Origin of the sequence: Limosilactobacillus agrestis, assembly GCF_014145585.1 — a bacterium.
Taxonomy (GTDB): Bacteria; Bacillota; Bacilli; order Lactobacillales; family Lactobacillaceae; genus Limosilactobacillus; species Limosilactobacillus agrestis.
Genome location: NZ_JACIVF010000053.1, coordinates 164,095 through 178,625, shown reverse-complemented (window position 1 = coordinate 178,625; position 14,531 = coordinate 164,095). Strand labels below are relative to the sequence as shown.

The following is a 14,531-nucleotide window of genomic DNA, read 5'->3' as shown; positions in this document are numbered from 1 at the left end:
GAGAATTAACATTCTGATTGTATCGCAAACTTTTGATGATTGTCTAGCAACAACGCTAAACTTTAATTTTCGGTAATATTTAATAGGGCCTTCAAGTGGTCTTCCCATTCCCTTTTGGTGTTTTCAGAAATTAACTGACTGACCGGCAAAATCAGTTTAGTTGACCAATCTGGAAACTCATAATCACAACAAAACTCATTTGAACCATCAAATTGCTCACCAAAGTATTTTAAAAGATATTCACGTTTACAGCCATCTTCTTTGATATAAGCAACCATTTCCTGTAACTCTTTTTCTGTTTGAATTTTACGTCGCTCAAACATTGTAATTATTTGCTGGGGTGTAAAAGAATGTTCAAGATAAAACTCAAATAAAGATGCTTGATCTCCCAAAATACTTGCTGACAACTTCCCATCCTTAATCTGCTCTAAGATTGTAATTGGTGGAACATCAATGCCTGTTAATTGTCGTTGAATCATTTCGTCGCCATTTGCATATAGAAGAACTGCCAAACTCTGCTTACCATCACGACCGGCCCGGCCAATTTCCTGTAAATAATTTTCTAAATTACTTGGCAAATGATAATGAATGACATAACGAATATCATTTTTATCAATTCCCATACCAAAAGCACTCGTTGCACAAATCACTTGTAATTCATTATTCATAAACTGGTTTTGGATTCGAAATCTTTCAATTGGCGTAACGCCGGCATGATAGGCTGCCACGTTTAAGTTGGTTTGACTTTCAAGCCATTTTGCCATTTGAGAAGCCTGCTTGCGACTTGCAAAGTAAATAATCCCAGGACCTGTAAACTTTTGAACTAGTTTTAGTAGTTCACCATCTTTTTCCTTTTGAGTGGCTATGGACTGAACAGCTAAAAAAATGTTAGGACGATCAACAGATTTAATTACCTGATAAGCAGTCGCCATCCCCATTTTTTTCAAAATATCCTGGCGAATACGTGGAGTAGCAGTCGCCGTCAACATCAACGTTGTCGGTGTCCCTAAGTGTTGGCGAACTTCCTTAAGCAATAAATACTCAGGGCGAAAATCAGGGCCCCACTGTGAAATACAATGGGCCTCGTCGATAACCATTAACGCAATCTTGTTCTTCTTAAGCGCGGTTAAAACTTTCTGATTATCAAGCATTTCTGGCGAAGTAAATATAAATTTAAATGCCTTTAAATTGCGAAGAACACTTACCCGCTCTTTTCCGACAAGTTGGCCACTTAACATAATGACTCGTTTTTCTCCTTGACGATGAAGACGATCAACCTGGTCTTGCATTAGTGAAATCAATGGTGAAACAATTACAATTGTTCCTGATAATAAATAAGCTGGTAATTGATACAAAAGAGATTTCCCGGCACCCGTGGGAAGAATCGATAAAGTGTCTTTTCCTTCCAGTAAAGCATCAATTGTCTCTTCTTGGCCTGAACGAAAATCATCAAAGCCAAAATGATTTTTTAAAATATTTAGAATTTCTTGCTTATTTTTCATTTGTTATTCCTTGAAGTATTTGATATAGACGATATTCATAAAAACTAGCAATTTGCTCATCAAATTGCCATGTGGTCGGTTCTCCTTTATAACATTGACTAAGTTTATCACGCTTACTCTCGGGCAAAAGTGTATCCCAATCTAGCTTGTCAGGAATAAGAATGGCCGCTTCTAAGAGGTGCTCTTTAATAGTATTTTCTTTTAAACGGCGCTCTTGAGCAATCAAGCCAATTGACACTCCTTGAGTATATAAGTCAAACGTTACTTGTGCGCTCCGATTCAGTGGACTCTCATTGATCAGCGGAAGAAGCAATTGTTGCAAGGGGCCACGAAAATTACGAGCATAAGCGCTAACTGCTAACATCTCATCATGACGTAAGTACTGGATATCATCGTTTTTTATTTTCAAATTTTGGGCTGCTTGATTAATTGTCCATCCTGATTGCTGATAACCAATCAAGACATTAAAAAGGTCAGTTGTCATCCGTGGATCTTCACTTGCTAAAGCGGTACCGAACCGGTGAAGGTCAGTATATAGACTCTTAATCAAATGGTGATGATAGTTTTGCCGAAACCACTGCTTTACGGCAACCATTTCACTATATGGAATTGCTAATGGGACATATTTTCTTTGATGATGAGCAAATTCTGATACTACTTGAATAGCTAAAAAAAGTCGTTGCATTACTCGCTGGGTATTGGCCAACCAGTACCAGTCATAAAATGATGGGATGTAGGAACTCACTTCTTCGTTTTTTAAAACTTTAGCGCCCTCTTCAGTAAGACTCGCTTGGGATTGATCATCAACAGTTAATAATTTATCGGCAACAAGTTGATTAATAAGCTGATCGTATTCCTGACGATTCATTGTTCGATCGGCTCCTAACCACTCTAAGATTCCGTACTGCCGAGCCCAAAAGAGGGTTGCAACCGTGCGCCGACTCCGAAGCGTGTTCTCAATTACACGAATTCTCCGTGGCTGGTGATAGCTAAAAAAGCGCAACAATTTATTCACCTATCTCACCTCCCTATATATTTATATACGTAATTTATTTAAAAATTCTACCATAAAAAATAAAAGGCCAAGAAAACCTCAGCCCCTTAATTAATTTATCTTTTTAAATCATTCTATGCTGGTCTAGCCATGGACGTAACCGGCCTACGATAACTATATATACAATTGTAACAACCAAACCCTTAATAAGGTTAAAAGGCAACACGCCGATCGTTACTAACTGGGAGACTGGTAATGTCGATTTCCAGTTCCAAACTGCCATATATAGAGGCGTTAGAATCCACAAATTAAGCAGGGACATTACGACCGTCAAAGTTACGGTTCCTAAAATAATTCCCGTAATCGCCTGTTTTCTCTTACTCCAGTTATGATGACGCCATACCCAGCAAAATGGAAGAAGAAGAGTTAGTGATGAAATAAAGTCACTAGTAACTCCAATTAATTCAGCTGGAGAAAAGCCGTGAATCATTCCGTGAATTAAGCACTTAATTGCTGCAATAACAATTCCTCCCACTGGCCCATAAATATAGCCTCCTAGTAAAACTGGAATATCAGAAAAATCAAGTTTTAGGTAAGGAGCCATTGGTAAAACAGGAAACTCAAAAAACATTAAAATAAATGCTAGCGCGCCCAAACATGCTATTCCTACTAATCGCTGAATACGTTGATGCGTTACTGTCATAAATAACAACCTCCATCTGAGATTGTCTCCATTTGGCATCCTGTATTAAAAAGCGTTGCCAACTTACTATTTGTTTGTCAGCAACGCAAATAAACTACTCAAAGATTATTTAACACAGAAATCTTCTTTATACCAGACTATACTGTCGGCTCTGGAATTACACCAGATCAACCATTAACAATGGGTTGCGGGCTGTCACCGCCGGTCGGGAATTACACCACGCCTTGAAGACAAACGATTTTCAATTTTATGAACCTTATTTTAATAGGCTTCTACCGACATGTCAACGTTTATAGCTTAGCACTTTTTTCATCGATTTTACCATCTAGCAAAATCGATACTTTCTGTCCCTTCAGATTATTTCACAAATTCAATTTCATTTCTTTAGTAACTGTACTTCTTCAGGCTTTAATGCACGAAATTCACCCGGCTGAAGGCCATATAAATTTAATGGTCCATAAGTTTCACGATGAAGTTTAATCACCGGATGCCCTACTGATTTAAACATATTTTTAACTTGGTGGTTTCGCCCTTCATGAATTGTCAATTGAACAATACTTGTCTTTTTGCTACGGTCAACATTTAAGAGTTTCGATTTGGCCGGTTTTGTCTTTCGACCATCAATAACCACCCCTAAACGTAATTGTTTTAATTCATCATTTTTAACAATTCCTTCCACCTTAGCAACATATGTTTTTTCAACCTCATATTTGGGATGCATCAGTTTATTTGCTAAAGTGCCGTCATTCGTCAAAAGAAGAATTCCAGTTGTGTCATAGTCTAACCGGCCAACTGGGTAAATTCGTTCATCAATCTCAGCATCATGAATAATATCAACGACTGTTTGCCGTCCCTTATCATCATGAGCACTCGAGATAACACCCCGCGGTTTATTCAACAAATAATAAACATGTTGTTCGTGGTGGATTGGAACCCCATTTACTACAATCTCATCATGAACACCAACTTTAGTACCAAGTTCGGTTACAGTAATACCGTTAACCGCCACTTTTCCTTGAAGGATAAGTTTTTCAGATGCTCGACGAGAAGCTACTCCTGCTTCCGCCATTGCCTTTTGTAATCGTTCCATTAATTATCGTCCTTTCGTTCTTCTCGTGCTTGTAATGCTTCGAGGAAAATATCTCCATTAATATTGCTTATTTCTAATTCATCTTGATCCGGCAATGGTGGAAGTTCATCCAAATCACTTAAGCCAAAATAATTTAAGAAAGCGGGGGTTGTCGAATACAGAAATGGTCGACCAGGAGCATCTAAGCGTCCATGAGTGTCAATTAAACCGCGAACCATTAATTTTTGTAATGATCCGGAACTTTGTACTCCCCGAATATCGTCAATTTCTAGCCGTGTAATTGGTTGACGATAAGCAACGATAGCCAACACTTCTAGCAATGCCTTAGTTAATGGCACCGTTAACGGAACTTCAAAGTAATGCTTAATAACCTCTGCCAGCTGAGGCTTTGTTGCCAAACGATAGGTCTGGTCACTTTTAAGTAAAATAAAAGCAGATGTAGGATCATTCTCATATTTCTTTCTTAACTCTTGTAATATCGCTAAAACAGCCGGTTTCATAAAGCCAGAAATTTTTGCTAAATCACCAAGAGTAATTCCCTCATCCCCACTAATAAAAAGTAATCCTTCAATCTGTGCTTGGTTGGTTAGTTTCGTATTCGTCACTCTTAGGTCCCTCCGCTAAAATTATTGGTTCGAACAAGCCACCTTGGTTAATAACAATTGCTTGATGCTTTGCCAGTTCAAGAATTGCTAAAAAAGTTGTAACTAAGCCATCGCGAGTATGTAAATGTTCAAATAAATCTTCAAATCTAACTGGACCATCATGAATTATTTCAATCACGTAGTTCATTTGTTGACCAACACTTACTTTTTCAGCTGCTACGGTTTCAACTAATGGGGTAGCTAATTGTTGACGACGAAGAACTGCTGCAAATGCTTGTTGCAAATCTGTTAATTTGACACCGGGTTCTACATGAGATTTTACCATTTCACGAGGAACCCGCATTGCCGGCCGAGTATACTCTTGTTGCCGCAGATTTTCTTTATCTTTTAATCGATCGGCCGCCTTTTTATAACGCTGATATTCCAAAAGCTGTTCCACTAATTCTTGCCGGGGATCAATCTCTTCTACTTCGAGCTCATCATCTAATACTGGTGGTAAAGGCAATAGCATCTGACTTTTAATATCCATCAGAGTGGCAGCCATGACAAGATATTCACCCGCAACTTCTAACTGGTGGCTTTGCATCTGGTGAAGATAATCAAGGTATTGGCTAGTAATTTGCGAAATCTGAATATCATAAATATCCATTTCTGATTGCTTTATTAAATGAAGTAATAAATCTAACGGCCCTTCAAAGTCATGAACCTTTATTACCGGTTGAAATGGATTTTGCGGTTGCACTTGCTTACTCATTATTTCTCTCCCACATACTAATTATTGGTTGGGTCGTTAAGGTTCCCACAAGACGCTTATGAGGATACTGATCGTGGACCCCATTTAATAAGGAAAAAATATTATGACCAGATCGTTCACTTGGTGTAAACGATAAGCGGCGAACCAGGACGTAATAATCTCCTATTTCGAGAATCACGATTCCAATAAAGTGACCATCATCCATGTTTTTCCACAAAAAGATTGGCCAGTCATTAGCAAGTGCCCAGTCCAGTTCCTCCATAAAACGATTATCTTTTCGAAGATCTTTTAGTAAGGACAATAAACCAAAGGCAATTTTTTGGTAATCTTTTCGATAACGAACTAACATCGGATTTTCCTTTCTATTCTATGCACGAGGATGATATTTCATATAGTTAGCAGATAACTGTTGTGGCGACACCTGCAAATATGGTTGGAGAGCTTTCATCGCATTATAGCCAAGAATTTCTTGAATTAATTGAACATCAGCGCCATTTTCTATTAAATGCACAGCAAAAGAATAACGCATGGTTTGAGGAGTAACCTCTTTTTTGATTTTAGCCTTGCAAACCCATTCTTTCATTTTTTTCCAAATTCCCTGCCGTGTTAAAGGATAACCATGGGCATTTAAAAATACCCTCGTTTCGTGATCATCTCTGAGCAACCGTGGCCGACCACGCTCTAAATAAGCGGTAAGCCATTTAACTGCTGGTTGACTTAAAGGAATTATCCGTTCACGTTCATTCTTTCCTGTTAATTGTAAAAGTTTAACATCGAGATGAAGCGCTGTCAGATCCAAGGCAATTACTTCACTAACTCTCATTCCCGTTGCATCCATAATTTCTAACATTGCTCGATCGCGAAGGCCGATTGGAGTAGAAATATCAGGGACTACTAGTAGTTGTTCAATTTCTTTTTCAGTTAAAATTACCGGTGCAGGTGGTTGATTGAAAGTATACTGATGATCAATCATTTCCATTGGATTAATGGTCAAATTATGGTGACGGATCATGTATTTATAAAATTGCCGTAAACTTGAAATCATACGGTTAATTGTTGAATTAGCTTTCCTCTGCTGACGAAGACTATTAAGAAGGTCAATTAGTAAATAATGGTCAACCTGTTGCCAATCAGTGATTCCTTGATCTTTTAAATAGGTTACAGTTTGTTCCAAGTCACGTTGATAACTCATCAAGGTATTATCACTTAATTGTCGTTCATCTTTTAAAAAAGCTAAAAACGCAGCCACTTCATTATTCATTAATCTTGATTCTCTTTTACTAGAATTAATTGGCCATTTTCTTGCTTTACTAATTTTTCTTTAAGCAAATGCCCAATAGCACGTTTAAATTGTCCCTTGCTTATCCCAAAGACGTCCCGAATAATTGCCGGGTCTGTCTTATCAGTATATGGCAAGCGATGATTTATATCATGTTCTAACATTGTCAAAATCATCTGTGCATCTTCATCAATAGCTTGGTAGGCGCGAGGCTTAAGTGAAAGATTAAGACTACCATGTGACGAAATACCAATAACCCGCGCTTTAACTCGTTGACCCAATCGCGGTTCTTGGTCCCGTTCACTCGGATGGATAAATCCTAAACGATAGTCATCAGTGATCACAAAGGTTCCACTCATCTTGAGACGATAAACCGTGGCATTAGTATCATGATTTAGTAAGTGTTTATCCGGGGCCGCTGAAATAGTTTGATAAATTTGGTCATCTGCTAACTTACCCCATAGACGGTCCTTATCATCAACCTGAAGGGACATCAATAAACGGTCACCCGGTTGTGGCCATAAGTGTTTCAAGCTTGGCAAGTCATCTAAAGAGACAACAATATCCTTATTGGGAAGACCGATATCAACAAAAACTCCTAGATCACGACGAACATTAACTACTGTACCATAATCATAATGGTCAACCCGGATCGTTGGAATATGCTCACAGGTCATCTGTAGTTGATGGTCCTCATTTTCATAAACAAAGCCTCGTACCTGTCCACCAATATGTAACTCTTGGGGACTTTCATTTTTCGGTAATCGATACGTTTGTCCATTACGATCTGGTTGAACAAAATAATCGGTATCATTTTCATCAATCATTACCGCCGTAACAACTTTTCCTAATGCTGAATTCATTTTTATCACTTATCCTTTTTTATTCTATATCGATTTTACACGGTAAAGACTTATTTTGCTAGTAAGATCAATGATTATCATTATATAAAAAAAGACCGGTTACTAATGACCGATCTTTTTGCAGACAATATTATAAAATACTAGTCGATAGTCTTAACACGCATCATGTTAGTTGCACCTGGCACACCTAAAGGAACACCAGCAACGATGATAATCTTGTCACCCTTCTTAGCAAAGCCAAGTTCAACAGCCTTCTTAGCAGCTAAGTCGAACATTGTATCAGTGTTCTTCATTTCATCAACAACGTATGGTTGAACACCCCAGTTGATCATAAGTCCACGTTCTACACGTTCGTTTGGAGTTAATGCAACGATATCAGCATTAGGACGGTACTTAGAAATCATCTTAGCAGTGTAGCCCGAAGCAGTGTAAGCTACAATTGTGTGAATATCTAAGTCTTTAGCTGCGTTAGCAACAGCAGAACCGATAGTTTCAGTTACGTCAGACTTGTCCCAATCGAACTTTTCAGTACCGAATTCCCAAAGGTGGTTTTCAGCCTTGATATCAATAGCATTCATCATCGCAACAGATTCAACTGGGTAGTCACCGTTAGCACTTTCACCAGAAAGCATAGTAGCATCAGTACCATCAAATACGGCGTTAGCAACGTCTGATACTTCGGCACGAGTTGGACGTGGGTTTTCTTGCATTGAGTCAAGCATTTGAGTAGCAGTAATAACTGGCTTACCTAATTCGTTACAACGCTTGATCATGTGCTTTTGAACAATTGGCACATTTTGAGCAGGAATTTCAACACCCATGTCACCACGAGGTACCATTAAACCATCAGAAACAGCAATAATTTCTTCAAAGTTGTCGATACCTTCTTGAGATTCAATCTTAGGGAAAATTTGAACGTCTTCCATGTTCTTTTCCTTAAGTAATTCGCGAATGTCAAGAACATCTTGAGCCTTACGAACGAAGGATGCAGCAATGTAGTTAATCTTGTTTTCCAAACCAAAACGAATATCGCTACTGTCCTTTTCAGTAATACCTGGTAAGTTGATTGATACACCAGGGGCATTAACACCCTTCCGAGAACCAAGAACACCATGGTTTAAGACGTGACATACAAGTTCTTTGTTTGCATCGTCTTTTTCATCAATAACCATGTCAATTAAACCATCATCAAAAAGAACATGGCCACCAACATGAGTATCATCGTATAAGCCTGGGTAGGTAACAGCAATCTTGTCATGAGTACCTTCAATTGAAGGATCCATTGAAATGCGAACCTTGTCGCCAATTTCAAAGTTGATCTTACCTTCTTTTTGAACAGTAGTCCGAATTTCGGCACCCTTAGTATCAAGCATAAGACCAACGTGCTTGCCAGTAATTTCTTCAGCCTTGTGTACGTTTTCGATTCGACCCAAGTGTTCTGGGTGGTCACCGTGTGAGAAGTTGAAACGGAAAATGTTAGCTCCCGCATTGATCAACTTAACGATCGTATCAACATCAGTACTTGCAGGACCAAGTGTACTTACAATCTTGGTTTTCTTCATAAATGAATCTCTCCTTTTGCATCTATAGCATCAATCACAACCTGTAATTGTATGCCTCATTTGCACACTGTTATGATAGCACTTTTCAAATAACGTGTCTTTATTTTTTATGCAAAAGGTTTTAAAAAAGCGCTATCATTCTAAAATTAGTTATTTTCTCTAACCGTTATTTAATTTTACGTCTTTTAATGATTACTATTTAGCTGTTGTAAGACAACGTTTTCTTGGCCAAGAACGGCGATAAGCGCTTTTTTTACTTTCTGAGAATTTTTTAACCACCGTTGCCGTTCAAGCAGAATCTTCTTATCGTTTGCTGGATAAAATAACAGGACAGGAATTGAACCATGGTATTCATTAAAAATACTATTTAACTCTCGATGCACCATCTCAGTATCTATCGGCGGTAAGATTCGCAAAACCCACCGTTGATTAAGGAACTCCTGTTGAACTTTTTTAACATCCTGTAATTGATTAGCAACTAATTGTAGGCCCCGACCCTCACGATATTCTACTCGGCCTCTGACAATTAATATTTTATTTGTTTCTAGTTGCTCCTTGAACTGCTGATATTGTTTTGGAAAGACGGTAATATCAACTGCTCCCGTTTCATCTGTTCCATTAACAAAGGCCATTTCCCGGTGTTCACGCTTTGTATAAATGGTTTTAACGTGATTTGTAAGGACAATTATCGTCGCTTCCGAATTTGGATATAAATCATCAATTTTAGTTACATGGAGCTGTTGCCCTAATTGGTAATATTGAGTGACTGGGTGTCCTGAAAGATACACTCCTAAATACTCATTTTCCTTAGTCAAACGAGTTAATAGAGAAAATTCGCTTCGTTGATCGATTACGGTTTGAAGCGTAGGATCATCAAAATTAGCAAAGCCAGCAAACAACTCAATCCCTGAAATTAATTTAGGGAGGGCATCGATCATCTCTGCCCGATTATATCCCATATTATCAAAGGCCCCACTATAGATTAATGGCTCGATCAATTCTTGCTTTTGCCAACGTTCTGGAATACGGGTAATAAAATTACGAAGATCTGTAAACTTGCCATTCTCCTGCCGTTCTTCAAGAATTGCGGCGACAAAATCACGACGTACTCCTTTAATAGCAGAAAAGCCAAAGTAAACTATTCCATCATGTAATAAAAAGCTACTTTCACTGATATTGATTCGCGGACCGCTAATTTTGACACCAAATTGTTTTGCATCCCCTACATGACGCTTCAATTTCTCAATGTTAGTTTCTGCATTCATTAGGGCAGTAAAGAAAGCCGCAGGATAATGAACTTTCAAATATGCCATCTCAAACGCCATCATAGAATAAGCAACTGCATGTGAACGATTGAAACCATAATTAGCAAAGCGATCAATATATTCAAATACCTGGTGAGCAACTTGCGCCGAATAGCCGTGTTCTGTCGCGCCAGCAATGAATTTTGTCCGCATATCCTCCATTGTGGACTTTTTCTTCTTACTCATTGCCCGGCGTAAAAGATCCGCCTCTCCTAAGGTAAAACCAGCCATTACAGAGGCCAACTGCATTACCTGCTCTTGATAAACCAAAATACCATAAGTTGGTCCTAAAATTTTTTCAAGTGAAGGAGCAGGATAAGTAATTTTCTCTCTTCCCGCTTTACGGGCGGTAAAATGAGGAATGTTTTCCATTGGACCTGGACGATAAAGTGCATTCACTGCCACAATATCTTCAAAATTCGTTGGGTGAAGATTAGCTAATACATTTCTGATCCCACTTGATTCAAACTGAAAAATCCCTTCAGTTTTTCCTCGTTGAAATAGTTGGAGAGTCAACGGATCATTAAAGTTAATTTTTTGTAAATCAAAATCAGGATCTTCTTGTCGAATCATTTGAAGGGTATTATCCATAATTGAAAGATTCTTCAATCCTAGAAAATCCATTTTTAATAGTCCCAGTGCTTCTACTGTATCTTTAGCAAATTGCGTCATTAATAAGCCATCACTACCATCTTGCAACGGCACGACTTCATGTAGTGGCTGCTCAGAAAGAACAATTCCTGCCGCGTGAATTGAATAGTGGCGCGGCAACCCCTCTAATTGCTGTGCAACTTGAATCAGCAAACGAAATTTAGGATTATCGTCAAGAAGATTTTTTAATTGTTGTGACTCATTTAAAGCGTCTTTAAGCGTTACGTGAAGACCATGTGGTAAAGCATCAATTAACCTTTGCATATCATAACGAGGCAAGTTAAAGACTCGACTCACATCACGAACGACTTGTTTAGCAGCTAACGTTCCAAAAGTAATAATTTGGGCTACTCGTTGATGACCATATTTTTGATGTACATATTGCAAGACTTCATCACGCCGATTATCCGGAATATCTAAGTCAATATCAGGCATTTGGGCTCGTTCTGGATTCAGAAATCGTTCAAATAATAAATCATATTGCAAAGGATCAACTTCTGTAATCGCTAAAGCATAGGCAACTAATGATCCGGCAGCTGATCCCCGTCCAGGGTCGGTCGTAATCTTTTGCTGGTGAGCAAAATTCATTACATCCCATACAATTAAAAAGTAATCATCAAAGCCCATTTCATGGATTACTTTTAATTCCATCGCTAAACGTTCTTGGTACTGTTGAACAGTTTTCCCTGGTGCTACTCGTCTTTTTTTTAATCCTTGAATACACAGAGAACGTAAATATTGTTGAGATGATACCCCTGCTTGATCTTTAAAATGAGGAAGAACTGGGGCTTTAAATTGAAGTTCAACGTTGCACAGTGTTCCCACTTCAACCGTCTTTTGTGCAGCTGCGCTAAGTCCCTTTGCATTATATTCTTGGACAACCTGTTCTTTTGAAGGGAGGTAATGTTGTCCTCTTCGCCCCGCTTCTAACGTCGGATCTTTCAATTCAACGCCAGCATCAATTGCCTGTAAGACACGACTAGCAAAAAGATCATTAGCATTTAAATAATCAACTGGAGATGTCCCTACTAATGGTAAAGATAACTCTTTTGATAATTGCTGCAACGTATCTATTTGAACGTCATCTAACTGTACATTAATTCCTAATAGAATGCTATTGTCATCCCCCCGTTTAGCAAGCGCCGTTAAAATTGAGGTTGGCTGAGCAAGCACACTAAAAACCGTACTTTGCGGAGGAATAATGATAAATAAATCATTCAATAACGGACTGATTTGCGTAATCGTTAAAGGCTTTTTTTTATCTTTGCGTGTTTGCTGAAGCGTCGATAGGTCCATCAGATGCTGGTATCCCCGTTGATTTTTAGCTAGAAATATTAAATCTAGCTTGGTACCATCCGTCTCATTTAATGCAACCGCCAACCGCAAGCCGAGAATGGGTTTAATCCCTGCCTTTTTAGCTGCATTATAAAATTCGACGGCCCCATATAAAACATTTTCATCTGTTAACGCTAATGTCTTATACCCTCGTTCCTTAGCCGTTGTAACTAGATCAGAAATCCGGGTTGGACTTTTTAGCAAACTATAACTACTCTTAACATCTAAAGGCGTAAAATCCACTTCATTTCACCTCTCAATAGAATTATATCAAATCAGACTAAATAGAGAAATTAACCCAGCCCCTTTCAAAAATATTAATAAATATGCTAGAATATGGTATGACCTCAAAGGGGATGACCAACATGAACTTTTTATCAAAGAATATTGTGGCTGGTATTTGGGCATTTATTCTGGGTGAGGTTCTAGCTTATATCACAAGTCAACTAGAATCGATGACACCAGACTATACCCTTGTCGGCTGGTGTTCCGTAATTATGGGATTAATCGTCATCAATTGCGTAGATAAAATTACCGCAGATGCAAATCCTAGTAAAAAAGAAGATTAATTAAAAAGGATTGAGCCGAAAATGGCTCGATCCTTTTTAATTTATTTACTAACCCTTTATTTATCTTCTTCCGCAGTCAACCGCACAATCTCAAGCAGGGTGTCCAATGCGCGTTCCATTGTCTGCAATGATACATATTCAAAACGGGAATGCATATTTTCTCCACCCGCAAAAAGATTAGGCGTTGGTAAGCCCTTGTAAGAAATTGTTGAACCATCTGTCCCGCCACGAACTGGATAGATATCAGGTTTAATGTCTAGATTTTCCATAGCTTTCTTCGCAATTTCAACAACTTCCATGTGATCCTTAAGCGCATCTTTTAAGTTGTAGTATTGGTCATAAAGATTCATCGTTACTAAGTCTGCACCAAGTTCATCATTTAGGCCAGCAACAATCCGTTCGAGTAAATGCTTCCGTTCAATAAACGTTTGCTTATCATGATCACGAATTAAATAAGTCATTGAAGCATGATCAACAGTTCCGTCAAACTTGTATAAGTGATAGAATCCTTGCCGTCCATCTGTTCGTTCCGCTCGATCATGTGCTGGCAAACTATTTTGCAAGTCAATTGCAACCTGAATAGCATTGATCATTGTTCCCTTAGCGACCCCGGTGTGAACATCTTTTCCTTGAATCTCAATTTCTGCCTGAGCTGCATTAAATGTTTCATATTCCAATTCACCAAGTGGGCCACCATCAACCGTATAGGCAAAGTCAGCCCCAAAATCTTTAACATCAAAATGATCAGCTCCAGTGCCGATTTCCTCATCAGGTCCTAAACCAATCTTAATTATTCCGTGCTTGATTTCAGGATGAGCCATCAGGTAAGCAGCCATTGTAACAATCTCCGCTACTCCTGACTTGTCATCAGCCCCAAGCAAAGTAGACCCATCAGTAGTAACCAAAGTATTGCCCTGATATTTTTTCAATGATGGAAATTCAGTAGTAGTTAAGACGTATTGGCCATCTTTATCAAGTTTAATATCTGACTTGCCATCGTAATCTTCGACAATCTGTGGATTAACATTATGAGCATTAAAATCTGCAGTGTCGACATGGGCAATGAAGCCAACCGTTGGCACATCCTTGTCGATATTACTTGGAATTGTGGCGACCAAATATGAACTTTGTGGATTAATATGAACATCACTCAACCCTAAAGATATCAATTCATCTTTTAATTCATTTAAAAATGCAGTTTCTTTAGGATCAGAAGGAATTGTTTTCGAATCTGGATTTGACCTTGTTTCCGTTTTAACATACTTCAAAAACCGTGGTAATAACCCCTCATATTTTTCCTCACTCATAATTAGCATCCTC

General features: G+C 38.5%; 13 protein-coding genes and 1 riboswitch. Of the genes, 1 reads left to right on the top strand and 12 read right to left on the bottom strand.

Annotated elements, in window-relative coordinates; all coding sequences use genetic code 11:
* Positions 1-62 precede the first annotated feature (62 nt).
* The 11 genes from H5R88_RS05305 to dnaE all read right to left on the bottom strand — a co-directional run bounded on the left by H5R88_RS05305 (position 63) and on the right by dnaE (position 12,885).
* Complete coding sequence (locus tag H5R88_RS05305; RefSeq protein ID WP_182600420.1) at positions 63-1,502, bottom strand: RecQ family ATP-dependent DNA helicase; 1,440 nt, start codon at positions 1,500-1,502, stop codon at positions 63-65.
* Positions 1,492-2,517 (bottom strand): helix-turn-helix domain-containing protein, encoded by a 1,026-nt coding sequence (locus tag H5R88_RS05300; RefSeq protein WP_182600419.1) that lies wholly within the window; start codon positions 2,515-2,517, stop codon positions 1,492-1,494. The genes H5R88_RS05305 and H5R88_RS05300 overlap by 11 nt, the downstream gene beginning before the upstream one ends.
* A gap of 103 nt (positions 2,518-2,620) precedes the next feature.
* Positions 2,621-3,199 (bottom strand): ECF transporter S component, encoded by a 579-nt coding sequence (locus H5R88_RS05295; RefSeq protein WP_231795062.1) that lies wholly within the window; start codon positions 3,197-3,199, stop codon positions 2,621-2,623.
* Between the two features lie 116 nt (positions 3,200-3,315).
* Positions 3,316-3,435, bottom strand: a riboswitch (FMN riboswitch).
* 140 nt (positions 3,436-3,575) lie between these two features.
* On the bottom strand, positions 3,576-4,289 hold the full coding sequence (locus tag H5R88_RS05290) for a pseudouridine synthase (RefSeq protein WP_182600417.1): 714 nt from the start codon (positions 4,287-4,289) through the stop codon (positions 3,576-3,578).
* A complete protein-coding gene (gene scpB / locus H5R88_RS05285; RefSeq protein WP_182600416.1) occupies positions 4,289-4,894 on the bottom strand; it encodes an SMC-Scp complex subunit ScpB in 606 nt (201 codons plus the stop codon). The genes H5R88_RS05290 and scpB overlap by 1 nt, the downstream gene beginning before the upstream one ends.
* Positions 4,857-5,648 (bottom strand): segregation and condensation protein A, encoded by a 792-nt coding sequence (locus H5R88_RS05280; protein WP_182600415.1) that lies wholly within the window; start codon positions 5,646-5,648, stop codon positions 4,857-4,859. The genes scpB and H5R88_RS05280 overlap by 38 nt, the downstream gene beginning before the upstream one ends.
* Entirely contained in the window at positions 5,641-5,997 is a 357-nt protein-coding gene (locus tag H5R88_RS05275) for a reductase (RefSeq protein ID WP_182600414.1), read from the bottom strand. The genes H5R88_RS05280 and H5R88_RS05275 overlap by 8 nt, the downstream gene beginning before the upstream one ends.
* Before the next feature lie 18 nt (positions 5,998-6,015).
* A complete protein-coding gene (locus tag H5R88_RS05270; protein WP_182600413.1) occupies positions 6,016-6,909 on the bottom strand; it encodes a tyrosine-type recombinase/integrase in 894 nt (297 codons plus the stop codon).
* Positions 6,909-7,790, bottom strand: coding sequence for a CvfB family protein (locus H5R88_RS05265; RefSeq protein ID WP_182600412.1), 882 nt, complete (start codon positions 7,788-7,790; stop codon positions 6,909-6,911). The genes H5R88_RS05270 and H5R88_RS05265 overlap by 1 nt, the downstream gene beginning before the upstream one ends.
* A 140-nt stretch (positions 7,791-7,930) precedes the next feature.
* The gene (gene pyk, locus H5R88_RS05260) at positions 7,931-9,352 is read right to left on the bottom strand and encodes a pyruvate kinase (RefSeq protein ID WP_065867783.1); all 1,422 of its coding nucleotides are present in this window, start codon (positions 9,350-9,352) and stop codon (positions 7,931-7,933) included.
* A 185-nt stretch (positions 9,353-9,537) separates the two neighbouring features.
* On the bottom strand, positions 9,538-12,885 hold the full coding sequence (gene dnaE, locus H5R88_RS05255) for a DNA polymerase III subunit alpha (protein WP_182600411.1): 3,348 nt from the start codon (positions 12,883-12,885) through the stop codon (positions 9,538-9,540).
* Positions 12,886-12,968: 83 nt separating this feature from the next.
* Here dnaE and H5R88_RS05250 point away from each other — a divergent pair, with 83 nt between their 5' ends.
* Entirely contained in the window at positions 12,969-13,211 is a 243-nt protein-coding gene (locus H5R88_RS05250; protein ID WP_182579050.1) for a YjzD family protein, read from the top strand.
* A 56-nt stretch (positions 13,212-13,267) separates the two neighbouring features.
* Here the strand turns inward: H5R88_RS05250 and pepT are convergent, their stop codons facing one another.
* Positions 13,268-14,518 carry a peptidase T gene (gene pepT, locus H5R88_RS05245; protein WP_182600410.1) on the bottom strand — a complete coding sequence of 417 codons (1,251 nt, stop codon included), beginning with the start codon at positions 14,516-14,518 and terminating at the stop codon, positions 13,268-13,270.
* Between the last annotated feature and the right edge of the window lie 13 nt (positions 14,519-14,531).